Annotated in this window: 19 protein-coding genes; 13 read left to right on the top strand and 6 right to left on the bottom strand. The window is 61.9% G+C overall.

Annotated features, from left to right (window positions below; all coding sequences use genetic code 11):
- Nucleotides 1–55 precede the first annotated feature (55 nt).
- Nucleotides 56–655, bottom strand: a complete 600-nt coding sequence (locus tag P3T16_RS09565) for a DUF4255 domain-containing protein (RefSeq protein WP_429342079.1) — start codon at nucleotides 653–655, stop codon at nucleotides 56–58.
- A gap of 748 nt (nucleotides 656–1,403) precedes the next feature.
- Here P3T16_RS09565 and P3T16_RS09560 point away from each other — a divergent pair.
- The 9 genes from P3T16_RS09560 (at nucleotide 1,404) to P3T16_RS09520 (ending at nucleotide 10,234) form a co-directional block, all read left to right on the top strand.
- Nucleotides 1,404–3,014 (top strand): FHA domain-containing protein, encoded by a 1,611-nt coding sequence (locus P3T16_RS09560; protein ID WP_429342078.1) that lies wholly within the window; start codon nucleotides 1,404–1,406, stop codon nucleotides 3,012–3,014.
- A 99-nt stretch (nucleotides 3,015–3,113) separates the two neighbouring features.
- Nucleotides 3,114–4,343 carry a protein phosphatase 2C domain-containing protein gene (locus P3T16_RS09555; RefSeq protein WP_429342077.1) on the top strand — a complete coding sequence of 410 codons (1,230 nt, stop codon included), beginning with the start codon at nucleotides 3,114–3,116 and terminating at the stop codon, nucleotides 4,341–4,343.
- A 217-nt stretch (nucleotides 4,344–4,560) separates the two neighbouring features.
- Entirely contained in the window at nucleotides 4,561–5,208 is a 648-nt protein-coding gene (locus P3T16_RS09550) for an FHA domain-containing protein (protein ID WP_429257162.1), read from the top strand.
- 6 nt (nucleotides 5,209–5,214) lie between these two features.
- Entirely contained in the window at nucleotides 5,215–6,159 is a 945-nt protein-coding gene (locus P3T16_RS09545) for a serine/threonine-protein kinase (protein ID WP_429342076.1), read from the top strand.
- Between the two features lie 51 nt (nucleotides 6,160–6,210).
- Nucleotides 6,211–6,828 carry a hypothetical protein gene (locus P3T16_RS09540; RefSeq protein WP_429342075.1) on the top strand — a complete coding sequence of 206 codons (618 nt, stop codon included), beginning with the start codon at nucleotides 6,211–6,213 and terminating at the stop codon, nucleotides 6,826–6,828.
- A 34-nt stretch (nucleotides 6,829–6,862) separates the two neighbouring features.
- The gene (locus P3T16_RS09535) at nucleotides 6,863–7,315 is read left to right on the top strand and encodes a hypothetical protein (protein ID WP_429257165.1); all 453 of its coding nucleotides are present in this window, start codon (nucleotides 6,863–6,865) and stop codon (nucleotides 7,313–7,315) included.
- Between the two features lie 25 nt (nucleotides 7,316–7,340).
- A complete protein-coding gene (locus tag P3T16_RS09530) occupies nucleotides 7,341–8,471 on the top strand; it encodes a S41 family peptidase (RefSeq protein WP_429342074.1) in 1,131 nt (376 codons plus the stop codon).
- Nucleotides 8,472–8,474: 3 nt separating this feature from the next.
- Complete coding sequence (locus P3T16_RS09525) at nucleotides 8,475–9,809, top strand: serine/threonine-protein kinase (protein ID WP_429342073.1); 1,335 nt, start codon at nucleotides 8,475–8,477, stop codon at nucleotides 9,807–9,809.
- 35 nt (nucleotides 9,810–9,844) lie between these two features.
- The gene (locus tag P3T16_RS09520; protein ID WP_429257168.1) at nucleotides 9,845–10,234 is read left to right on the top strand and encodes a DUF4280 domain-containing protein; all 390 of its coding nucleotides are present in this window, start codon (nucleotides 9,845–9,847) and stop codon (nucleotides 10,232–10,234) included.
- Nucleotides 10,235–10,248: 14 nt separating this feature from the next.
- On the opposite strand, the gene P3T16_RS09515 is transcribed toward P3T16_RS09520, so the two are convergent.
- The 4 genes from P3T16_RS09515 to P3T16_RS09500 all read right to left on the bottom strand — a co-directional run bounded on the left by P3T16_RS09515 (nucleotide 10,249) and on the right by P3T16_RS09500 (nucleotide 15,233).
- A complete protein-coding gene (locus P3T16_RS09515) occupies nucleotides 10,249–10,857 on the bottom strand; it encodes a hypothetical protein (RefSeq protein ID WP_429342072.1) in 609 nt (202 codons plus the stop codon).
- Nucleotides 10,858–10,864: 7 nt separating this feature from the next.
- Nucleotides 10,865–11,581 carry a PASTA domain-containing protein gene (locus P3T16_RS09510; RefSeq protein WP_429342071.1) on the bottom strand — a complete coding sequence of 239 codons (717 nt, stop codon included), beginning with the start codon at nucleotides 11,579–11,581 and terminating at the stop codon, nucleotides 10,865–10,867.
- A gap of 550 nt (nucleotides 11,582–12,131) precedes the next feature.
- Nucleotides 12,132–13,016 carry a DUF4157 domain-containing protein gene (locus tag P3T16_RS09505; RefSeq protein WP_429342070.1) on the bottom strand — a complete coding sequence of 295 codons (885 nt, stop codon included), beginning with the start codon at nucleotides 13,014–13,016 and terminating at the stop codon, nucleotides 12,132–12,134.
- 180 nt (nucleotides 13,017–13,196) lie between these two features.
- Nucleotides 13,197–15,233: a hypothetical protein gene (locus P3T16_RS09500; protein WP_429342069.1), complete on the bottom strand. Its 2,037-nt coding sequence runs from the start codon at nucleotides 15,231–15,233 to the stop codon at nucleotides 13,197–13,199.
- 560 nt (nucleotides 15,234–15,793) lie between these two features.
- Here P3T16_RS09500 and P3T16_RS09495 point away from each other — a divergent pair.
- Both P3T16_RS09495 and P3T16_RS09490 read left to right on the top strand, forming a co-directional pair.
- Nucleotides 15,794–16,936: a porin gene (locus P3T16_RS09495; RefSeq protein ID WP_429342068.1), complete on the top strand. Its 1,143-nt coding sequence runs from the start codon at nucleotides 15,794–15,796 to the stop codon at nucleotides 16,934–16,936.
- Nucleotides 16,937–17,201: 265 nt separating this feature from the next.
- Nucleotides 17,202–17,930 carry a hypothetical protein gene (locus P3T16_RS09490; protein WP_429342067.1) on the top strand — a complete coding sequence of 243 codons (729 nt, stop codon included), beginning with the start codon at nucleotides 17,202–17,204 and terminating at the stop codon, nucleotides 17,928–17,930.
- 163 nt (nucleotides 17,931–18,093) lie between these two features.
- Here the strand turns inward: P3T16_RS09490 and P3T16_RS09485 are convergent, their stop codons facing one another.
- A complete protein-coding gene (locus P3T16_RS09485) occupies nucleotides 18,094–19,383 on the bottom strand; it encodes a hypothetical protein (RefSeq protein WP_429342066.1) in 1,290 nt (429 codons plus the stop codon).
- A 594-nt stretch (nucleotides 19,384–19,977) separates the two neighbouring features.
- On the opposite strand from P3T16_RS09485, the gene P3T16_RS09480 reads away from it, so the two are divergent.
- Nucleotides 19,978–22,869, top strand: a complete 2,892-nt coding sequence (locus tag P3T16_RS09480) for a hypothetical protein (protein ID WP_429342065.1) — start codon at nucleotides 19,978–19,980, stop codon at nucleotides 22,867–22,869.
- A gap of 96 nt (nucleotides 22,870–22,965) precedes the next feature.
- Complete coding sequence (locus P3T16_RS09475) at nucleotides 22,966–23,508, top strand: hypothetical protein (protein WP_429342064.1); 543 nt, start codon at nucleotides 22,966–22,968, stop codon at nucleotides 23,506–23,508.
- Nucleotides 23,509–23,753 lie beyond the last annotated feature (245 nt).

Genomic DNA, 23,753 nt, shown 5'->3' with positions numbered 1-23,753 from the left:
TCCCCTTACAGTCATATCTGCCAAAACGGTTAATCGATCCGACGTTTTCACTCCGTCATGCAGGTCTGCCCAGTACGGCGTCGAAATGGAAGATTCTTTCTGTCGCGAGCCGCACCTCTTCGGGCATGGCTACATCGACGGAAAGCGTGACGGTGTAGTTGATCGCGGCCTTGGGCTTGCCGCCCATTGCCTGCCAGAATTCGCCGAGACTCTGCAGCCGGCCTGGCTGCAATGCGCTGACGGGCAACGGCAGGTCGCCGGCGGCGAGACTGCCGCGCAGCAATTCCTGCGGAAGCGTCCGGTACCTCAGCAACGCGCGCATCACTTCGCCTAGCAGACGATGTTCGTCCTCGGCGGGGTTCGCAAGCCCTTCGCGCGGCCACGCAGTGATCAGATACGACGCGTCGACGCGAACCGGCATGCGTTGCCGATGCACAGAACCGTCCTCATCCCTGCCGAGGAAGACGTCGTTGCTGCGTAGATCGAGATTCTCGCGGACGTCATAGAGGAACAGATCGATCGCGGGCGTCGTGACGGATTGCGGAGGAAAGCGATCGTCCGGTGCTTCGAAGCTGACCTGAACCTGTTCGCTAAGACCCGGCGCCAACTCCCGCCTAAGCAGAGCCGCTAGCGTCTTGTCGAGGTCTTCAATCATAAGGCCCTCGTATTGCGTGGCGCGACACGCCACTGACTTTTCTTGCACGCGGACCGTGCTGGCCGACCACGGCCAATGCGATTGACGACTGGAACGGTTTGGCTCAGCGCGAAAGGAAATTCTGCTGCACGCCGTTAAAGCTTTAAGGCTGGCTTCGAGACGATTTATGGATAGAGCATGCCGTTGTGAATGTCAAGGTGACTCTCCGCGGCGCGATAAGGGCTTTATCGCGTCTCTCGCTCCGTGGTTTCGATTGCTTTAGCGTTGGCTTGCACTTCCTGCGACGACGAATCGAATCGCGAATCTCGCGCCCGGTTCACATACCTGACCCAATGTCACGCAACCGTCGGCATGCACAACGAAAGCGTCGAGATCCCGCACAGTGCCGCGCACCACTCAACACACAGCGCTACGCAGCACCATTGGGTTCCTCCGGCACATTGATTTACTAACGCGTGCAATGTGCGCCGCGATTGTTTCAATTATCTGCACGTCCGCGCCCGGACCTTAACGTGCACCACGTGAAACAAAACGATGCGGCACTTCATGCGAAATCCAGTCCAGAAACACGCTTGACAAACACATGAGGTACGCCTAAACCTAACTTAGCAATCCATATCGTATTTCTGTGTTTTTTGTGAAAACAATGATGTAGCAAACACTCAATAAATATATCTGGCATCGGTGCAACGTACGATGCCAGGTCGCCGCGCGTTATGCGTTGAGTGGAGACCAGAAAGGGTTGGCCATGCCCGTCGAACCCCATCCACATGCCATGCGCAATGCGGCATGGTGGCTGCACCATCTTCGTGCGGTAGTGACCGGGGTGTTGCTTGTCGCGAGCGGCGCTGTGCTGGCCGTCGACCCGCAAGTCGTTTCCATTGAACAGGTCAAGCCTGGCTCGGTCGTTGCGACGATTCGCACCGCCGATCCCAAACCGTCCACGACCGCTTTCCATCTGCTGTTTCCGGGAGCCGCACCCGACCAGCAGGATATCGTCGCCACGGACATCACGCCTGTCACCAACGCATCCGCCGACACGGCAACGACCGTGATCGTCTGTGTCGACCATAGCGGTTCGATGCAGCGCGCGTTGCCGGCGATCAAGAGCGCGCTACAGGATGCGTTTGCCGTTCAGAGGCCCGATCTCAACGCATCGCTGCTGTCCTTCGGATCGACGATTTCCGACAGGCTGCAGCCGCTTTCCGCTGCTCCCGAGGCCGTCTCGCGCGCGATCAGCGGAATCCGGGCCGACGTCGGCGCCGACGGAAAGACGCTGCTCTACAGCGCGGTCCTCGAGGCCGTGAAGCGCCTGAAAGACAATCCCGCAACGAAGTCCAGCATCGTGCTCGTCATTTCCGACGGTAAGGATGAAGGCAGTTGGGTATCGCTCGACAGCCTCATCAACGCCGCGAAAGTACCAGGGTTGCACATCGATTCGATCGGCTACGGCAAGCTCGCGCCGCAATGGTCGGTGTCGCTCAAAAATATGTCCGCTGCGACGGGTGGCACGTACGTACTTGCACATTCGGACCCGGAGCTATCCGAATTGATCAAAGCCGATCTCGGCACCGCCCCGCTCCCCGCGTTCAAGGTTCAGTTCGACTATCCCGCATCAAGCGCGACCGTAGCACCCGGCGCTGCCATATTGCGCTACGCGGTGCAGGGCGCGAGCGCAGCAAGCGTGCCCGTCAATGGGCCGATCGCCGCACCGGAGGCAAAGCACGAGGGGCCGGCGTCCCGTGTGACGCCGACGCCGCAGGAGACGTGGCTCGACAAGTTAAAAAACTGGAGCGACTCCTCGTCTCCTGTATTGAGAATCACCTTTGGCAGTCTGACCGCTGCGTTGCTCGCGCTCCTTGCCGCGCTTGCGTGGATGCTCCTGATCTTCAGGCGGCGCACCGTCGTCAAGGTCGAGACGGTCAGCGCGCCGCTGCCCGAGAACATACCCCGAGCACGCGCGCCGACACAGATCGGAGCGAGCTTTCCGCCGCCGCAGCGAGGCAAGCCCTCGGCGTGGCTGATCGGCCGCTCCGGCGACTGGCGTGGCAAACGGTTTCCGATCGAGCACGCGATGATCCATGTCGGTTCCGATGAGCAAAGCGAGCTGCCGTTGACGGGCGACGACTTCGTATCGCGGCGCCACGGGATCATCCGCTATGAATCAGGAACACTCTATCTCATCGATCTTGCGTCGACCAATGGCACCTTTCTGAACGGCGCGCGCGTGTCGCAAACACCACGGACGCTGTCGCCCGGCGACGAATTGCGTTTTGGGCGCACCGCCTTCGAGTTGCGCGGCACCGACGAAGGCGCACCGATCAGCCATCGCAGCGGCGACCGGAACCGCGTGCCCTGAGGTTGCGCATATGTGCGCTGAACGCAGCGGCGGCCAACCATGACGGCGTCACCCCGGATTAGCCGATGGTCGGTTGGGCAGCGTTCCGAGACAGGTTACGTGCGAACCGAAAATCAGGATCGCATGAGCTGGGTGCGCGCGCCGGCCGCGGACGTGTTCGTCGTCCTCGACGGTATGGGTGGACATGCGGGCGGTGGGATCGCCGCCGAGCTGGCAGTCGAGGTGTTGCAGCGGCATTTCGCGAATCTGACTTCGCTTGCGTCGGCGCAAGAGGCATTGCGCAACGCGTTCAGCGAAGCCAACGCGGAGGTTTATGCGCGCAGCCAGTCGGCCGACCCGACGACGCATGGGATGGGCACCACCGCGGTGGCGATGCTCGCCCGCGACGCGCGCATCATGCTCGCGCACGTCGGCGACAGCCGGGCTTATCTGTTTGGCCGCGACGGCAGGTTGCGCGGATTGACGAGGGATCATAGCCGTGTTCAGCGAATGATTGATGCGGGGCTGTTGACGCACACGCAGGCGGCGCACCACCCCGATGCAGGGATTCTGGAGCGCGCCCTCGGGCACACGGCGCAGGTCGATGTAGAAGTGAGTGGATGGATGCGCGTGCGTGCTGGCGAAACGTGCCTGTTGTGCTCCGACGGCCTGTGCGGCTATGTCGGCGACGCGGATATCGCGGCGGTCATGCAAGGCGGGCGCACACCGCAGGAGCTTGCCGACGAACTCGTCAGGCTCGCGCTGCAACGTGGAGGCGAAGACAACGTGACAGTTCAGGTGTTGCGCTACGAAGGCCGTCCAGGCTTGCTGCCGCGCAGCTGGTCTGGCGCAGTCGCACGTGCGGCAGGCGCGGTGTTCGCGCCCGCCATGCTGGTCGGCGCGCTCGCCCTGTACTGGCTGCCGGCGCCGACCCAGCTCGCACCGGAACACGCGTTCGACATCCGCATTGCGAAACTGGAAGACGTCATGCAACGCGACCGCGATCTGGCTAACGAGCGTTACGCTCGCATGAAGACCGAACTGGATGAGATAAACGCCCGGCTTGACCCGTTGGACCGCCGGGTCGCCCCGGCGAAAGCCGGCAGCACGCCGGCATCGCCGCACGCGCAAAAGCGGCCGCCGGAAAAGAGCAGGAAGATGGCTGCCGGGCAACGGCAGCAGGAACCACAGGAACGACCGCCAGGACCCTCTCAGGAATCCCGTCAGCCGCCGCGCACGGTCACCGGTGATGCGCCTGGTGGACCCGGCGCCGACAGACAGGGCCGTCCGGAAACGGTGCCGGTGCAGCCAGGCACCGACGGCGGTGAAAGTCAGGGAGTTGACCGATGACTGCAACCCGAATGAGACATCGTGCCGGAATCGATGATTCGATCGAGCGCACGCGCCTGCCACAAGCGTTCGGTGCGTGCTCGACACAGCGCGCGAAAGGCGGAATGTCATGAGCGAGAAATCGATCTGGTCCTCTGTCGCCAAACTATGGGGCCGCAGACAAAACCAGAGCACAGGAAGCAGCCGCGCGGAATTCACCTGCCCGAAAGGACATCCGATGGATCCAGGCTGGACGAGCTGTCCACGCTGCGAGGCGGAAAGCCGCGCGCAGGAACGCAGCGCGGCGGATGCGGGGTCGCAGTCCTTCAGCGAGAACGTCGAGAGGAGTCCCACCATGTCGCACAACACCATGATCTCGTCAGACGACCCATCACCGCACGGTCAACCCACACGGATCGACACGGGCCCGGAGAGCACGCCGCGCCCGCCGCGCGAGGGCTTGCCGCGCCGCAAGATCACGGGCGTGCTGGTCACCTTCACATGGGACCAACAGGGCGATCTGTTCGTGCTTTACGAAGGCCGCAATGTAATCGGCAAAGGGTATGTCGAGAGCGAAGGTGGCCGGCCATGCGACGTGCTGCTGCACGCGGACAACACGATGTCCAACGAACATGCGGTGCTGCTCTGCCGCCAGGGACGCTACGAGCTGTTCGACCGGCTCAGCACGAACGGCACCTTCGTCGATGGCGAGTTCGTCGAGAGCCGCGGCGTGGAGTTGAAGGACGGCGCGAGGATCAAGACCGGCGCAACGGTCTGGCTGCTGAGGAAGATCGAATCCGATTCGAGCGGCGCGGCGGCGGGCCCACGGCATCGCGATGAACCCTTCGACCGGCCCGGCGTGCGCGACCCGTCGAGCATTCGCTAGGCATGTATGAGCTTGCGGCCCGGACAGCGCGTCGGCCCGTATGTCGTCGAGCGTCAGTTGGGCGCAGGCGGTATGGCCACCGTCTGGCGCGCATGGGACGAGCGGCACCGGCAGTACGCGGCGATCAAGGTGATGGTCGAGATGATCGCCGACGACGCGCAGTTGACCGCGCGCTTCATTGACGAGGTCAGGCGGCACGCGCAAATGCACCATCCGCATATCGTTGCGGTGCGCGACGTATTCAGCATCGGAGGGAGTCCCTGCATGGTAATGGACCTCGTGCCCGGCGGATCGCTTGCGATGGCGCTCGATGCGAGTCCCGGCCATCGGCTCCCTTTCAGCGTCGCGCTGCCATTGATCAAGGACGTGCTGGACGCGCTCGATTACGCGCATCGCAAGGGCATCGTGCATCGCGACGTCAAGCCGTCGAACATCCTGCTCGACGAAGCGCATCAGCACGCATGGCTTTCCGATTTCGGCATCGCGCTCGCCGCGGGCGAGAAGCGGCGCACGCGCGCGGGCGTCTCTGTCGGCACCAACGCGTATATGAGCCCCGAGCAGATCCGTGCGGAAGCTATCGATTTCCGCTCCGATGTCTACAGCGTCGGCTGCGTGCTGTACGAAACGCTGACCGGCCGCCCGCCGTTCGAGGCGACAAGCGGCGGCGGCGAGACGGTGCGGGCTGCTGTGCTGGCGGCTCATCTGCGTGACGAGCCGGTCGCGCCGCGACGTCGCGAGCGTTCGGTTCCAGCGCATGTGAGCGCGCTGATCATGCGCGCGCTGGCGAAGGATCCCGCACGGCGCATCGCCGGCTGCGCGGAATTTGCGCGACTGCTGGAAGCCTCCGCGGGGCGTCCGGACTGGCAGCTCAGGCGGGTGCTGTCCACCGTGTCGATCGTGGTGGCCGTTGTGGCCGCCTTCGTTCTGATCGCGCTGCTGACCGCCGGATGAGTCACCGCGGCACGCCGCAGCGTGCCGATGACGTTTGCAGGAGGACTTGCGATGACCGGAAAATTCGCGGCAATGATACTGATGTTGCTGACCGCGGCATGTGCCACCCAGCAGCAGACCGCCTCGCTGGAATGCGGCGTCGCGGGTGCCGGCCTCGGCTTTCTCGCCTGCAAGCTCGCAGGCGGCAGCGATGCCACCTGCGCCGCGGTGGGCGGCGTGGCCGCGGCAGGGGGCGGCGTGCTCTGCTACAGCCTGTCCTCGAACCTCGAAAAGCATCGCAAGGAACTTGCGGGCCACGAGAACAACCTCGACGCGCGAATCGCCTATGTGAAGGCCGTGAACGAAGATTCCGCCCGCTATAACACCGGCATGAAGAAAGACCTCGTGGCGATCACGCAGCACACGGATACCGTGGTCCAGCAGATCGGGCAGAAAACGATCGACCAGCAGACGCTTGCGAAGGAGCGCTCGAAGCTCGACACGGATCTGAAGAACGCGAACGACTCGATCGCCGCGCAGGAGAAGTCCATCAACCTCATGCGCAAACTGCAGGCGGACAACAATCTGCAGGACCCGCGCCTCGCGCAGGAACTGCGCGATCAACAGATGCTGCTCGAGCAGACAAGGCAACAGACCGCCGCGCTGGCGAGCCAGCGCCAACGCATCTGACGGCGGCCGACCATTTCACCGAAAAGGTGCCGGGATGAAGCGCCACACCATGACAACCGTGCTGCTGACCCTCGCCACAGGCTGTGGCTCGGGCTGCACGGTGATCAGCCAGTACCAGGACGTGCAGGCGACGCAGACACGCGTGAACCAGAAGGAGGTCGAGCTCTCAAATGAAGAGGCGCTGCAGGCAGACTTGCACAACCAGATGCAGCAGCTGAGCGCCGACCTCGCGAACCGCAAGATGTCGAGCGATGAACTCGACCGCCGGCTCGCCGCCCTGCAGAAAAGAAACGATCAGCTGGCGGCAACCAATGCGCAGGAAAAGCAGAAGACGGCGGCGGCGCGGGCGCAGATCGCGCAATACCGCGCGCAACTGGACGCGCTTCAGCGCGACAAAAGCCTGAACGACGTACAGGCGAAGCAGCAAGCCGACGCGTTGCGCGAGCAGATCAGAAAAAAACTCGCGATTCTCGCGATCTCGGAATGAGCGTATTCCTGGCTCCTGCCGCCCCATGAACAAGGCCATGTTGCTCGCCATGCTGGTCACGCCGCTCGTCAGTTCGTCGGTTACGGTTCAGGCGCCGCCGCCCTGTCCGCCCGATTGTGCGACGCGCGCCGGCGCGAATGGCGACGCCGCGTTGCAGCTCTATGCGCAGGCACTCGCGCGCATCAGCGAGCAGGCGGTATTCGGCGCGGATGCCCCGGCGGTCATCGTCGGGCAGACACTCGCCGCCTATCTTGCGACGAAGGATCCCTACTCCGGCTTTCTGACACCCAGCGAATACGCGGCCTTCACGGCGCTGCAGAACAACACCTATGCGGGCATCGGCGCGGAACTGGAACGGCGCCGCGATGGCGAAACCCTGTGCTATCCGTTTCCGGGCAGCCCCGCTGAACGGGCAGGCATCAAGGCAGGCGACCGTTTGCTTTCGATCGGCGGCCAGCCCGTCAAAGGCAAGCCGCTCGCGGTCATCGCCGCGTGGACGGGCGGGTTGCCCGGCACGCAGGTGATGCTCGAAGTCGCCGGCGAAAATGCGTCCGCACGCCGCATCGGCGTGACGCGCGAACTCGTCAACCCGCCGGCGCTGTCCGAATACATCACGGGTGGCGCGCGCATCATCCGTCTTTCAGGCTTCACGAGCGCGACGCCTGGCGGTGTCGAAGCGATCCTCGCGCACTGGCCACGTGAATTGCCCGTGATCATCGACCTGCGCGGCTGCGGCGGTGGCGATTTCTATGCGGCCGTCGACACAGTGATGTTGTTTCTGAACAAGGGGCAACCGATTGTGACTGTCACCGGGCGCGACGGCGCGCAACCCTATATCAGCACGCGCGACGGAGTGCGGCTCGCAACGTCGGTGTTCCTCTGGCAGGACGAGCACACGGCGAGTGCCGCCGAACTGTTTATCGGCGCGCTGACTGACAACGCGCGGGCGACGTCGATCGGCCGCACAAGCGCCGGCAAAGGCAGCCGGCAGGACATCCTGCCGTTGAGCAATGGCGCCGCGTTGATCCTGACAACCGGTTATCTTTCCACACCGCATGGCGTTCGCATCGACGGACACGGCCTCGCGCCGCAGCGGCCGGTCGTGGCCGGCGCCGGCACCGCAGTCTACTTGCAGGCCACCGGCGCAAAGGGGTGATCAATGCGAGAAGACGATCTGATCGGCCAGACGCTGCGCAACGTCTATGTGATCAAGGCACGGCTGGGAGAAGGCGGCATGGGCCGCGTGTACCTCGCGACGAACGCGGAGCTTGAGGAAAAGCGCTATGCCGTCAAGGTCCTGAAACGCGAGTTCACCCACAACCCGGATTTCGCGCAGCACTTCTACGATGAAGCGCGTCATCAGGCGCAGATCGCCCACCCGAACGTCGTGCCGATGGTCGACTACTTCCACGTCAACGACGACTATTTTCTGGTGCAGGAGTATGTGGATGGACAGTCGCTCGGCGAACTGATCGCGAGCCTCGGCGGTAAAGGTTTGCCGGAAAAGCGGGCGCTCGCTATCGCAAAAGGCATGCTGGCTGGACTGGATCGCGCACACCGGCTGGCGATCGTCCATCGCGACGTAAAGCCGTCCAACGTGCTCGTCGACCACGACGGCCTCGCGCGGATCATCGACTTCGGCATCGCGACCCAGGTGGGCAGCAAGGTGCGGCAGAAGGAACGCCTGATCGGCACGCCGGCCTACATGAGCCCCGAGCAGTTGCGCGACAGTTCCACGGTCGATCATCGATCGGATGTCTACTCCGCAGGCGTCGTGCTGTTCGAGGCGCTGACGGGCAGGCTGCCGTTCGCCGGCGATACCTTCGACGCCGTTGCGGCGCAACAGATCGCCCATCCCGCGCCGGATCCGCGCGACGTCAATCCGAAGATCCGCAAGCGCGTTGCGGAAATGGTTCGCCGCGCGATGCGCAACGATCCCGACGAGCGTTTTCAGGGATGCGCGCAGTTTCTCAAGGCGATCGAAAAGCTGGATAGCGACGCGTGGAAATACATGCTCGTGTCCGCATGCGTGCTGGCTACGCTGAGTATCTACCTCGTCAAGGCAATGTATGTCGACAGACAGGCGATACGCAATGTGATGATCAGCGCAACGCACTCGTACAACTCGTTTTGCCGTGAAAACAACAACCGCAAGAACAATTCCAGGTACATGGGGATTGCGATCGCAGAGAACTTTACCGATGAAATCGACCTGTTCAGGAAACGTATAGCCGACAATGACAGGAACATGGTGAGCTTCGCGTACGACTATGGGTCCGCGCTTCATCGCCTCGGGGATTTCAATCCGTTCGCGGTACACAAGGTGTTCGGCGAACCGGCTCCCGGTCCGCAAAGCCGGCTTGTGCTGACGCAGACGGATGCCGACTACGGCCAGTTCCGCGAGACCGGACAGACGCCTTCGCCCGCGGACATGAGGCATCAATGCGAAGCGCTCCTCTGGACTCCGGCAGCGAACCAGCAGTCGCCCGGATAGAGATCACGCCATCAACACGGAGGCATGCATCTGCCATGGCACAACAAGTTTCGATGGGAGCACTGCTTCAGTGCACGTTTGGCGTCGCTCCCGCCAGCCTGACGGTGTTGCCGGTCAACCGCGTGACGGCGGAAGGGCCGCCTGCCGCAACGATCCAGGACCACGTGCCGCTCGTCAACATCGGCTCGTTCGGCATGTGCATGTCGATCGCGAATCCGGCGGTGGCGAGCGCAACAAGCGCAGCGCTCGGCGTGCTGACGCCGATGCCTTGTATCCCGGCTACAGTGAGCCCGTGGACGCCAGGCGCCACGACGGTGCTGATCGGCGGCATCCCGGCGCTCGACAATCTGTCTCAATGCATGTGCATGTGGGCCGGCATGATCACTATCGCCAACCCCGCGACTGTGCGCACCGACGTGCCTTGAGCGCGCGGCGCAAGTCAGTGGTGGCGGCCGGGGTCGCGTGCATCGGGCGCGTGGCGCGGGCCGATCGACATGCCCTCGCCTGCGAAGCGAATATGGCCGGGAAAGCGGGCCGAACCCAGTTCATAGCGATGCAGCGCGTGCCCGTATGCCGACAACGTCGCCTCGCCGTGGCAATCGCCGAGCGTGATCTCACGAATCCGCGCGTTGCGTATGCAAAGCAATGCGCCGCGGAGCTTCAGCGCGAGCTTCACTTCGAACACGACATCGAAGCTGCACACACCCTCGACGGTGATCTCCAGCTTGGGGTGATGCACGGACTCGATCGCATGCTCGACGAGCGGGACCGAGCGCGTCGTGTCGGGTGGCGTGCGTCGCGGGTCGGCCGCCGCGCGGATCTCGGCGAGGTCGCACCATGAGCGCACCAGAATCGCGCCGAGACTCACATCGAAGCCGGTCGCGACCTGGTCTTCAATCGCCTGCGCGAGTTCTTTCCATTGAAGCGCCGGCAGTCCGGCGACGTTGGCTGGCGCGTGGCGCTTGACGGCCTCGATCAGGGCCGCAGCGCCCTTGCCGGGCGAGTCGTTCCATAAAAGCGTGCCAAGCGTGACAGTCGCGTTGGACATGGTCTGTTCACCTGTGAGCCGGTTTGACCGAACTGACCATATGCGCGTCCCATGGATCGGAAGCGAGCCTCACGTCGACTGCCGGCAAGCGCATGCGCCGGCTCGACACGCGCGCCGTCTGCGAGCCGAAGTCCCCTTGCAGGCGGACGCGGTAGACGGGCGTCGCTTTGGGCCGCAGTTTGTGCTTTCTGCCGTAGACGAGCGCACCGGCAAGCGCGAACAATGAGAGTCCGCCAATGGCTAGAGGGGGAACGCTGGAGCTGACTTCGTGCTTTGGAGGCGTGGAAACGCTGGGGCTGACTTCGTGCTCTGGAGGCGGGGGACCTATGATCGGCTGCGAGGCAGGCAGCTCGACAGGAAACACAGACGGAGTCACGATCGGATCCGGGACATGAACGACGGATGGAGGCTTCCAGGGAACTGCCGGAGCGTGCACTGGAGGAGGCTTGAGCGTCACCGACACAACCGTGCCGGGAGGCACATGCTCGCCTGGCATGATGCTCTGGGTCGCGACCCGTTTTCCGTTTCGCGTTGCCTCGCTGGTCTCGATCGCAATTTGCAGGCCGTTTTGCGTGAGCGCCCTGCGCGCCGCAGGGACCGTGATGCCCGACAGCTTCGGCACGATGCCCCACTTTGCCGGCGCATCTTCGACGGACGAAGCCGCCAACGCCGGCGGTACTACCGGCTGTACCACCGGCGCCGGCACCGGCGGTGCCACCGGCACTTGTTCACTCGTGGTTGGCTCGTCAGGCTGAGGCGCGCTACCGGCGGATGGCGCGCTCGCTTCGTGTGAATGGGTCACGGCATAGGTCAAAAGGCCTGCCGCAAGCGCCGACAAACCGATGATGGCCGCCGTGGTGCCGGCGCTGCTCGATCCGGACGAGCCGCCGTGGCTGGCGGAAGGCGGATTGGATTGTGCCTGCGTCGTCGGCGCGGTGGGTTGAGGAGGCGTAGCGGTGCGTTGAGGAGGTGTAGCGGTGGACTGCGTTGACGTTCCCGATTGCGCTCCCGCAGATCCGCCGGAGCTCGACGCCGGATTCGGCGGGCAATAGCGGTACGCACCGCACGAACTCGCCGACTGTGCGAACCCATTTGTTACGCACATCACGCACGACAGAACACAACAAACGAGACGTCGCATGGCGACACCCCCTTCTGTTTACCTGAAGGCAGCGCAGGTTACCTAGAAGAACGATCAGCACCACGCGGTTTTGAATCGCTATTGGGGCGCGGTGGCCGATCTCATACTGGACGTGAACGGATGCACGTTCTGCTCAAGCGACTATCCGACGCCCCGAAGGCGACGCCACGGCCGGGTCGGCCTTCGTGTGCAACCGCTTCTTTTCTTCATCGTCTTCGTGCGCCGCCTCGGGCTGGCGCAGCAGCGTATCTCCGGTTGCCTTTCCGGCCAGGCGCCCCTCTTCCGGGTCGCGCCGGATCGCTTCACGATGGGTCGTCTGCGCATGCTCCTGCGCGATCACCGCGCGCGCCATCTGGTCGGCCTCGATCTCCTGCGCATCGCCAGGCTCGCTCACCGTCATCTTGCGCTGCAGGCCGTCTCCGTTCTGCTGCACGACATGTGTCAGTTCGTGTGCGAGCAGTTCACGGCCCGATGAGGTCCCGGGACTGTATTCGCCATGCCGGAAAAACACGTCGCGGCCGGTGGTGAAAGCGCGCGCACTGAGCGAACGGCTCAGGCCGTCGGCATGCGCGTCGGTGTGCAGACGCACCCCCGAAAAATCGGCGCCAAAGGCCGTCTCCATCCGCGTGCGCGTGCCGTGATCCATCGCTCGACCGCTACTGCGCGCCGCGTCGATCGAATGTTCGATACCGTCCATGTCGTTCACGGCTTCGCCGCCGCCGGCAACGCGGTGAAGAACCTGACCGACATAGCGATTGCCATAGCGCATCTGCAGGCGTAACAGCGAACGCTGCATCGACGGATCGACGCTGCGCTTCGAGCGATTCAACACCCTCGCATGAGCCGAAGCACACGATGCGTCGCCGATGCGGCAGGCTACGTTGTCCACACGGTCGCGCGAAACCAGGGCGCCATCCTCCAGCCGGTCGAGAGGATGAACGCCCGACTTCCATGCGTCGCTGCGCCGTTCAATCAACATCGTGGAGAGCGGCCTGTCGAATCCGTCTCTATCGCTCATTTGAGAGGCTCCTGTCACGTCTGGCCCGTGCCCCGACGGTATAGCCAGCCGATTGCGCTTTTGTTCTGGCGTTGCAGATTGATTCGCTGGTGCGGGGCGAGGTGGACCTGCTTACGGTCCGAGATTGACTAAAGGATATGCAATGTTCGAGGTTTTCGCGAGCCGGGAGTGACAACCCCATCACGGGCTGGTCGTTGCAACCGCTCCGCCTGCCTCGTCGGTTCTCTTCGTGACGTTTCGCCCGCCCTTCCCGGCAGCGCTGCCGACGTCTCCGGAACCCGCATCGGCGTGAGGGGATGCAGTTGAAGACGCCGTTGCAAACAACGCCAGCGGACCCAGCGCAGCCCGCATGACCGCTTTCATTTCCCTGATCCGCTCGTCGCCGGTCCATACAATCTTTGTCAGGAAATCGACGGTCGTCTGCCCGGAAATCGACTTCATCGCAAAGTAATCGACCAGCGGATACGAAACACCCACGCTCCGGTTCAAGCCTTCCAGTTCCACCTGGATCTGCTCCAGGCCTTTGTTGAATGCATTCACTACGTCGTCTGCAAGCGAGTGCGCGGTGTTTCCGATCTGATTCGCGAGGCCGCCTTGTGTCTCGCCATCGGCGCCTCCTTTCGTCGACTCGAGCGCTGGATCGAGAACGCGTTTCTTTTGCTGGTCTTTGGTTTCCCTCAACTGTGCGTTCCTGAAGAAGCTCGCCACACTCGATCCAAGCCCGGTAATCCCAAGCGCCCCAGCAGCTGCTTTCAACGCTTCCGGGGGGCCCGTGAACGCCACGACGACAAATCCTATCGACACCACCGCGGCGATCACGCCGATGGGCCATAGCAGGAAGGTGGCCTGTTTGAAGACAACCTCGATCGCATCACCTGCTTCACGTGCAAGGTTTGCCAGGGAACCGCGAGCCTGTTTCAGGCTTTGCGTGAAGTCATTTGCAATTCCGCTCTGCACGTCGTTCCAGACGCTTTCCATCAGACTCTGCGCCACGCTTTCCGTACTGAATGCCCGCAACGATTGCTGCCCGGTCAGCAATGTCTGCCAGATGTTTACCTGCTTCGTCAGCGCGATTCGCAGCGGACGAGACCACCCCGCAGAGTCCTGATACCGGTCGCGTTGCTCCGGATAGGTGGCCGAAAGCTCGTTCTCGACGGCCCGACGCCAGAACTCGATGCTCTGCTTGACCGCGCAAATCGACTCACTGGGCAGGTCAGGATCGCGGCCAACCGGCGCGGACGACCCGGCTGCCGGAGGCGTTCCGGAATGCGCATCGTGATAGGCGGCGTCGAGCGCCGCGCTTAATGCCACGACGTCGTGCTGCAGCCGGATAATGAACTCAGGTCTGAAAGCCGAAGCCCATGCGGTTCGGACCGCATTCTCCTTTGCGTCGTCGCGCTGCGGAGCTTGAGGTGGCGCGGCGGGTGTCGCCGGCACTGTGCCCGTTGCCTGCCTTGCACATAGCGCCCGCTGGTCTTCCCTCTCCTGCTCGAGGGTGCCGATGGTGACGTTCCACGAGAGCGAGGCCATCGAGCGGCCAGCCTCATACGCGACCAGCTCCAGTCCGTTGTTTGGAATCATTCCACCCACGTAGTACTGCTCGCGCAGATAGCCGTCCCAGGCGTTGAGAAACTTGCCGAGAAGCGTGGTGAGCTGGCTTTTCGCGTAAGACTGATCGGGTTTGTCCGCGGCGGTGGACGCATCCTCGCCGGGAGGTTGTTCAGGCGCCTGAACGGCCGGTGACGACGTTCCCTGAACGGCTTCGTCCTTGACGCGCCGCGCCAGTTCCCCTTGAAGCTGGCTGATTCGCCCCGGGTTAAGGCTCTCTTCCGGACTGACATAGAGCAACGACAGGCAATTGATCGCTCGACGAGTGACATCGTAGAGCTTGAAATCCGGCAGCATGTCCTGCTCGGTATTGGTCCCCGGAAGGATTCCGAATTTGGTGTAGTCGTCGCTCCCGTCAGCCGGGTAAAGATACTTCGGAATATCTTTTTCTGGCTCGTAGACCGTCTGCGCCGTCGTGCTGGTTTGAAAGACGCGTTGCTGAAGCGAGCTGATCTTGTAAAGGGAAACCCGCCAGAGACTGGCGACGCGCATTCCACGTTGCTCGGCCTCGCCGAGTTCGACGCATACGCGGCCCTGTAACTCGACAAGACTCCAGCCAAGGGTGAACGCATCTCGAACTGCCTGCTGCACTAGAGCACCGTCTGGCATCGTGCGCCTCCTCGTGCGAATCTCGTCGGTGCCTTAGCGGAGCGCGCAAGGCGACGGCCCCTTTCGATAGAGCCGGGAATGCAGAGTTGAGAACCACGCTCAGCCTGCCCCAGGTTCAATGTAGGCGACATACTTTGGAAGTCAAGAGTCGGTATGTTCCCGTAGAACAGACGGCGTGAAGGTGCTGGCACACCCTTTGATGATCCAGCTTCTCCTTGCTGTTCATTGAGCACGCCGCCTTCTCTCAGTCGATCCGGGGAAATTCAACAATCACGCCACACGGCGAAGAAATAAAACTGTGCTTTCGTCCCGGGTTGGCTTATTAATAGGCGTTAGAAACGCCCCGACGATCCCGTATCGATCAGGAGCGCGCGAAAGCGAGACGTCAGAGTCCCAACCCGACATGTCTTCCCACGACAACGGCTCTACAGTTACCCGTCCGGAAGCGAAGACGTCTGGGTCATCTACCGCTTCACATGAATTTCGGCTCTTGAGTGATCGCATGAAGTCTCCTTCAAGCCTCGGCTTCCAGGACCCATCCTGTTATCGGAGTTGCGAAGATGAAAAAGGCTCTCATGGTCGCGGCCCTGTCGGGCGTTTTCGCTACCGCCGCTCACGCACAAAGCAGCGTCACGCTGTACGGCCTGATCGACGCCGGTATCACCTACACGAACAACCAGCATGGCCACAGCAACTGGCAGGAAACCAGCGGCTCGGTGAACGGCAGCCGGTGGGGCCTGCGCGGCGCCGAAGATCTGGGCGACGGTCTGAAAGCCATCTTCACGTTGGAAAACGGTTTCGGCATCAACGACGGTACGCTGAAGCAAGGCGGCCGCGAGTTCGGCCGTCAGGCGTTCGTGGGTCTGGCAAGCGACCAGTTCGGCGGCGTGACTCTCGGACGTCAATACGACAGCATGGTTGACTACGTCGGCCCGCTGTCGCTGACGGGCACGCAATATGGCGGCACGCAGTTCGCCCATCCGTTCGACAACGACAACCTGACCAATTCGTTCCGCATCAACAATTCGGTCAAGTATCAGAGCCCGAACTTCGCCGGTTTCAAGTTCGGCGCGTTGTACGGCTTCTCGAACGCGGCGGGTCAATTCACGAACAACCGCGCATACAGCTTTGGCATGGCGTACAACTACGCTTGCCTGAATATCGCAGCCGCCTATCTTCAACTGAACAGCAACACGAATCCGGGCGCAACATTCAACGCGAGCGGTGCCGTTTCCGGCGACAACACATTCCTCGCTGGCCGCCAGCAAACGTGGGGCGCTGGCGCAAACTGCACGTTCGGCCCGATAACGGCAGGCCTTGCATACTCGCAAACAAACCTGAGAGATGACCCTGGCATCAGCGGCGGTCAGTCGGGGGTAACAGGTGGCGTCGACCTTGGCGGCGGCAGCAGTCGTTTTCAGAACATCGAAGCGAATGCCCGCTATTCCTTAACGCCGGCTCTCACCGTTGCCGGTTCGTACACGTACACACGGGGAAGCATCGAAGGCGTACACATGCATTGGAATCAATTCAACCTGCAGACTGCCTACGCATTATCCAGGCGCACGGACGTGTATCTGCAAGGCGAATATCAGCTTGTCAACGAAGGTTCTGGCATGGTTGCATACATTAACGGTCTCAGCGCCGCTTCGTCGAACAACGGTCAGATCGCTGTGACGGCTGGCCTGCGCCACCGCTTCTAGAAGTCGCCGACATTTGCTCATGCGCTGCTGTCGACGGGCTAGACTGAACACCGCGACAATCCGCACGCGAGGCGCGATGGTAAACAGAGCCACGTCAACGGGTGTGTGTGAGGGACCCTTCTCGAAAGGCCGCAGGGCACTCAAGTACGCCGCGTTGTTGAAAATGTCGATTCATCAATCGTTCAGGTAGAGTAAATCAAGCGTGCTGCCATAAAGCGGAACCAGGGCATAAGATCGAACCTGGAGACCTGACCTGGAGGCAGTCATGAGATGGACACAGCTAGTAGCCTTTGCGCTCGCCTTGATTGCAGCTTTAGGCCTGGCGTTGCCTCGACTCAAACGTCGAAATTCAGGCGCGCCACCACTGCGACCGGCAAGCCGCGCGCCTGACTCATTCGATACCCGCGTGGAAGTGGCGGCGTGTCCACCAGACTCATTCCGTGACGATGCGTCGCCAACGCCGCCATCCATTTTTTCTTCAGTCGACGAAGCGATCGCGAAGATGCCGCTTGGCGGCATCGCATTCAATTCGCCCAACCCCATCAACATCGACCATAGCGCCAGGGTAGAACTGGTTCTTGATCTACACCTGCCTTCGGCCGCACTAGCGAAATTGATCACCGCCCGTGGCGTAGTGGAATACGCGCAGGTCAGGATTTCGAATCGCATGAGCGCCCGTCTTACCGGCTCCGACTTCGATATCACCGCCAACTCTCTGGAAACACAGGCCATCAGTAGCAACGAGCCGACCATCTGGCTCTGGACCGTCAAGCCGAAGACGGTTGGCGAGTTCAATCTTTGCGTGAACCTGGACGCACTCGTCACCGTGGACGGCGCGCCCGCCCACCGAACCATTCGAACGTTCAGTCAGTCCATCCTCGTTACGGTGACGCCCGCTCAACGAGTAACGAAATTTGCTAAAGCAAACTGGCAGTGGTTGTCGGCAACGATCTTGATTCCTGTTGTCGGTTGGTGGTGGCAGCACCGACATTAGAACGCAGCCGTCGACACCACCTGACTCAAAGTGGCGCATCCAAAAGGCGCGATCGAACTCGGAATTCATGGGCAGGTCAGGAATCCAGCGTATTTCCGCCTCGCGGCTTACAACACCTCCCCGACTTTCGCCGCTAGCGAGGCCCCGCCGCGACACGTGCATTTCACCTGGTTGTCTGCGCCTTGTCGGGATGATCGAGGCTGAACACGCGCGTGACTATCGCGTCGATCATCCTGAAGAACCCGTCGGCACCATAGCCGGCGAGGAACGCAATCGCTGACGCCGACAACGTCAGCACGCCGGCCCCGGAGCTCACCTGGGCCGCGACTGACGCTGGCGTAAAGAACAGCCCGACCGCGAGCCCGGCAATCGCGCCGATAATCAGGCGGATGATGGCGAGCGTTTCGTCGCGTGGCGCGAGCAGGCTGCCGGTAATGCGGTTGCCGATGTCGCGCAGAAACGACGCCATTGTGCCCACCACGCCGAACATCACGGGCAACACGTAGCTCGCGTACGCGGAAAGCACCAGCGTGATCGACTGGATGTTCTCCTGCTTCGCGACATATCCGTCGTCGCCTTTTGCCTCCAGTCCTGGCGAAGTCGGGAATGGCTTCATCAGCCAGCTTGATGGCCATCGGTTCGCAAACATCGCAGCGTCGCTGATCGACTTGTCGTAGCGCGCCTGATAGTAGGACCACTGGTTGCACAACAGCTTGATCCGATTACTTTGCTGGTCGATCTTGTCCGCGTGGCACCGCGCTGGAACGCTGTCGTGCGTTTGCTGCGCGACAGGCGACGCTGCATTTTCCTTGTCAACTTCCACGTAGATCTGACTGGTCATGTCGGCCGCGCTCTTCTGGTCTTCCTCGAACCGCGAGGTCAACTGCACGCCGTACACGACCAGCCACAACAGTAACGCCGCGAACAGCGTAAGGAGAGCACCCATCCACGCGACGCTTTTATGGAAGTAGCGAAATCGCTTCGCGCTTGCAATCAAGCCGGGATACGCCGTTTCGGCGACGGAGCCGCGCGTCTGAGGGCTCCGGCGCAACGTGTTACCGCGTCTGGATTTATCGGTTTCTGCAAGAAAAATGTACGTATAAGCGATCGTCACGCCGGAAGCCGGATACGCGATCGCGTTCAATTTGTCTTTCACAGACAGAAGTAGCGCCGAATTGTCCGCCTTGTCTGTCGCGTCCTGCACAGCCTGTGGCGGATAACGCATTTCGCAGATACGTTTTATAAGCTGGTACGCCGACAGGAAAGCGCCGTTGGCACCATTGCGGTCCGGAAACCTGACGTCGCCGAGATCCGTGATATGGACATCGGGCCGACCGGAAATGAAATCCAATAGCAGATGCACTTCATTGAGATCGCGCTTGAAAATGAGCTCGTCGAAAGTGCCTGGCTCGGCTTCAATGACAGGCGCGTTAGTGATAGCAGGAGTGGCCATCGGGTTGGCTCCGCAATGCGGTCCGGTCGCCGGATGATTCCGGAATTAATGTGACTCCGCGCTGACATGCGTCTTCGCGGTCCTTGCGATTGTCGTAAAGATCAAACGGATGTCCAGACGGCGACCCTTCGCTAACCTGTTCGGAACACTCTGCCGCCGCGCGCATGGTGGAGCGCGCCATCAAGACCATCGGCTTGTGAGCCATCCGGTTGCTTGATGCTTCCAATCGGAGTGATTGCTGCAACGTCTTGACGTCATCGCCACGCTCGACCTGTTGAAGTGACCCATTCCGCATAGATTTCTCATCCTGTCAGCAAACCTGTCGCGCGCCGATGGTTGAAGCGCTTGATTTGGATAATGCAGACAATAGGCGATAGTGCGGGCTTCTCCAGACCGAGCCGGTACTGTATGTGGTCTAGCGCACAGTTGCGCATGCGTGGCTTCCCAGTCGTTGAAGTCCCAGGCACCGCTGACCAGGGACCCATTGCGAGAAACCGGACACCTCTTCATACTGCCGTAACGGGCATCACGGCCGATCACTGTGGCAGCCCGGCGCGAGGAGTCGAGATGCTCGGAGCGGCGCGAGTTTCGGTCATGGGAAAGGTTGGAACCGTCGGCGAGAACCGTCCGGCCAACCGCACGCCGGACGCGCGTTCGCAGCCGCGTACGTTGCAGGCAGAACTCGCGCGAAACGTGCAAACGCACAGCATGGATCGATCGCGCCTGACCGCTGGCGCGAGTTCCACCGGCAAAGGTCGCACTGCGGCCCGTATTGCCGAAATTCAGCGGCTGCAATCGACCAGCGGCAACCGCGCCGTCCTGAGACTGCTGTACAACTCCGAAGAGGCAGAGCCCGCCGCGCGGAACGCCGACGGTACGTCGGAGACCGCGCCCCCCGCTAGCCGCCCAGCAGTCGCGCATGCAACTCCCGCGCTGCCTTCTGATCAGCCGCGAGCCAGCGACGAGGCCCAGCCGCACACACGCGAACGCCACCAGGAGGAAGAAGCCACTGCTTTGGCAACCGTCGAGCGCCATCCTGTTCCCTCGTTCACCCCATCGGGCTTCCCCGACTCCTCCGAAAACAACGGTTCCGATGGCGGCGGAAGGGCCCCGGCCGATGCGGTAGTCGGACCCGCCGCAGCGAAAGCGGCAGCGAGCGCGCCTGCGGCGAACGCGCTCATCAATGGAAACGCAGTGGATCAGGCCAATCTGATCAAAGCGGACTCAGCCCGCAGTGAAGCGCAAATACTCAAGATCGCGGACACGAACCGCAAGAACGTTAGCGTGGTGCTCGGCGGCCTCCGCGGTCGATTTGCCAGTTTCTTTGGGCAGTCTTCCGCCGGCGTTCGGAGGTTGATCTCGGGCACACAGGCAGAGATTTCCGCCGCCGCTGCCGGCGTCGTGCAGTCCGCTCAGGTCGTGGTGGTGAATGCGGCCCGCACGGCCCGAACGCAGGCCGATCGCGTACGAGGGACAATCGAGGGTGCCGTCAAAACCACCATCGGTTCTGTGCAAGAGCGCGTGCGCGGCATTGCCGACGGGATCACCGGTGTGGTGAATCGGTTCCCGCTTCCTGACATTCCAGGCGTGGCGCAGATTCGTTCAGCAATTGGCGGTGTCTTGCGGCGCGGTGCGGACGTTGTCACTTCCGGGTTACCGCGCCTTCGGTCCCTCATCAGCTCCGCCCTGAGTCTTGGGCAGCAGCTGGTCACCTCCATGATCGGCGTCTTCGAGAGGCTTGCCGATGCCGCGCTGGCACAAGTCGGCAACGCCATTCAGCGAGTCATCCGCGTTGTCGCGCAAACCCTGCAGCGAGTGGCTACGCAGGTTATCTCGGCGCTGCAAAAGATCTTCAATGGCTCCGTACTGCCGATGATCGCCCGTCTGGAGCGTATGACTCACCAGGCGATTGGCCAGGCGCAGCAGCATGCGATCTCCGCCATCCATTCCAATCGCGACCAGCACCTTCAGTCGCTTGTCCCGCAGAGTCAGGCAAAGGGAGGCGCGGCGCCCGCACCCGCCGGCGCCGGCAATCCAGCGCCCGGGGGAGCAGCCGACGAAGCCGTTCAAAACAACAAGACCATCATCCAGATCTTTCAGGAGCGGTCTTCAGCGATTCTCGCTTCCGTTCTCGAGCGCATTTCCGCCACGGCATCGCAGATCGTGGATCACGTCAGCCGCTCCGTGGCGCAGGTTACCCAGCTGATCACGGGCAAGGTTCGCGAAGTGACTCAGGCCCTGACGCAGGCGGTGCAGGTCGTGCGCAGCTTCGTCCAGTCCGCCGTCGATGCGCTGACCAACGCGCTGGATCAGGTGATCACGCACGTCCATGCACTCATCGATAGTCCCGTGGACCAGCTGGTTCGGTTTGGTCAGGGTGTTCTGGACGGAATCAACAGTTTCGTCAGTCGCATCGTCAGCAATATCGTCAGCTTCATCACCGGCGGAACACCCGCGCACGAGGCGGGCACATTCAATCCCACGCCCACCCTCGCACCCAGCCCGGCGTATCTCGGCCCGGCTTTGCCAGCCCTGTTTGCCCTGCTGGCCGCGCTCGTTGCGCTGGTAGGCGGTTCGGTGATCGTCGTGGGCGGAACCGTCATCATCATCATTGGCGGCAGCGTTTTCTTCGTCAGCACCACCGTTGTCATCATCGTCGCTGTTGTCGTCGCGCTGCTGTTGCTGTTGTTGCTGATCTATGTGCTCTACCGCATTTTGAAGAAGCGCCCGCAACCTTCGGAAAAGATCATCAGCGAAACAGTGCAAACCTCTCCCGGTGCGCGGACGCGTACCGACATCGGTGTGGGTGAAGAGGTAGACCTCACTTACACCGGCGGTAGCACAACATGGACGACGACGGGCGGCAGCCTGTCTGCGGTTACGGGTCCCTCGGTAGTCCTCAAGGCCCCGGACACGGCGCAGGCAGTTATCGTGACTGCGGGAACTGCCGCCATAACGTTCCAGATCATAGCGCCCTCGCGTGTGTTCATGGCGCGCACGGGCGCCATGCAGCACGACAAGGGCTATCCCAATGTCGGCATACGGATGCGGCCGTATCTTCTGCCAGACAACGTAAACTTCTACAACGTCGTTTATCACGAGATGGATGTCAACGGCGTTCCCACTGCGGGTGAGTACTCGTGCAACCCGTTCAAGACCGGACACTGCGGTGCCGGTGGTGGTGGCGTGCCATGTCCCGATCTTCCAGTCACCAATACGGTAGTAGCGGGTCAGGGTACACAGACACTGAACGATGACTGTGCCTACTCCGGGTACTGCACAACAACGGGGCCCCCCTACGCACCGGGCAGTGTGTCTCTGAACATTCCGCACGAGTACAAGGTCGGCAGCGGAGGTGTACATCCTTTTGCGCCGGTTTCCCAGGTCCATACTCTGGAAGCCGACGCCGATACCCTGACGACCGTCAAAGGCGAGGCGAAAGGAAAGACCAGCGTGAACGCAACGTCAAGCTCGAACGGATGCTGAAACTCATCTGGATGATCTCTGCGCTTCGTTCGATCGGCGGAGCCTGTACGTGTCTGTCCGTGCCTGCGCAGAGAAGGGAATGAAAGGCAGACTGATATGGAAGCGCTCGAGAAAGAGATCCAGCAGAAATTTTCTGAGTTCAGCAGGCAGCAGGACCCGGGACTCATTCACCAGGCACTCGATCTGGTGGAAGCCGCCCAGCGCGATGCGGAACCTTCTCATGCAGCATCCTGCCGGGACGCGCTATCGGCGTCGCTGACGTTTCTTGCCGAACTGGATCAGCATATCGACCCTGCCTGGGATCAGGCGAAGGATCCGGTGAGAGGTGTCCCGTCGCCGGTCTCGGGGGTCAGGGTCTACGGGACGGGCGAGATCGATCCCGCAGATATCCCCGACCCTGCCCTCCGGGCACGCTATATCCAGGACTTGAGAGCGAACAAGGAATACCGGGCTTACTACAACACGCAGTTCCGACTCCGTCGCATTGACGAAAGTGCGATGCTGTTTCTCGAACGCTTCATCCAGCGGTGCTATACCGCTTCACCCCAGGAGCGCGCTGAGGTAGACGGATTGCTCGCCGCATCGTCCGTCACTGCCGAGCGCCGTAACAGGTTGCGTAACCTCGTTCCCCGGGGGTAGAGCGGCTGAAGTGTAAAGCTCCAGCGAGTTATCGGGTTGCTGGTAGATAGCGGGTTCAGGCTGAAATGATGCGCGCGCGACTTTGAAACGCGCCGCCAGAGCCTGCTGTGCAAATGTGAGGAGAAGTGTGGGCAGGAATCATGCGCCCACAAAAATGTATGGTCAGCCTTAGTTTTGCAACCTCAATGTGTGACCTAAGATAGAAGGGCCTGCGCAAATGTATCCGGGCTCGAAATGGGCGCGGA

The sequence above is a fragment of the Paraburkholderia sp. GAS42 genome, assembly GCF_050436565.1.
Taxonomy (GTDB): Bacteria; Pseudomonadota; Gammaproteobacteria; order Burkholderiales; family Burkholderiaceae; genus Paraburkholderia.
The sequence above is the reverse complement of the archived record's forward strand: the minus strand, read 5'-3'. Positions and strand labels throughout refer to the sequence as shown.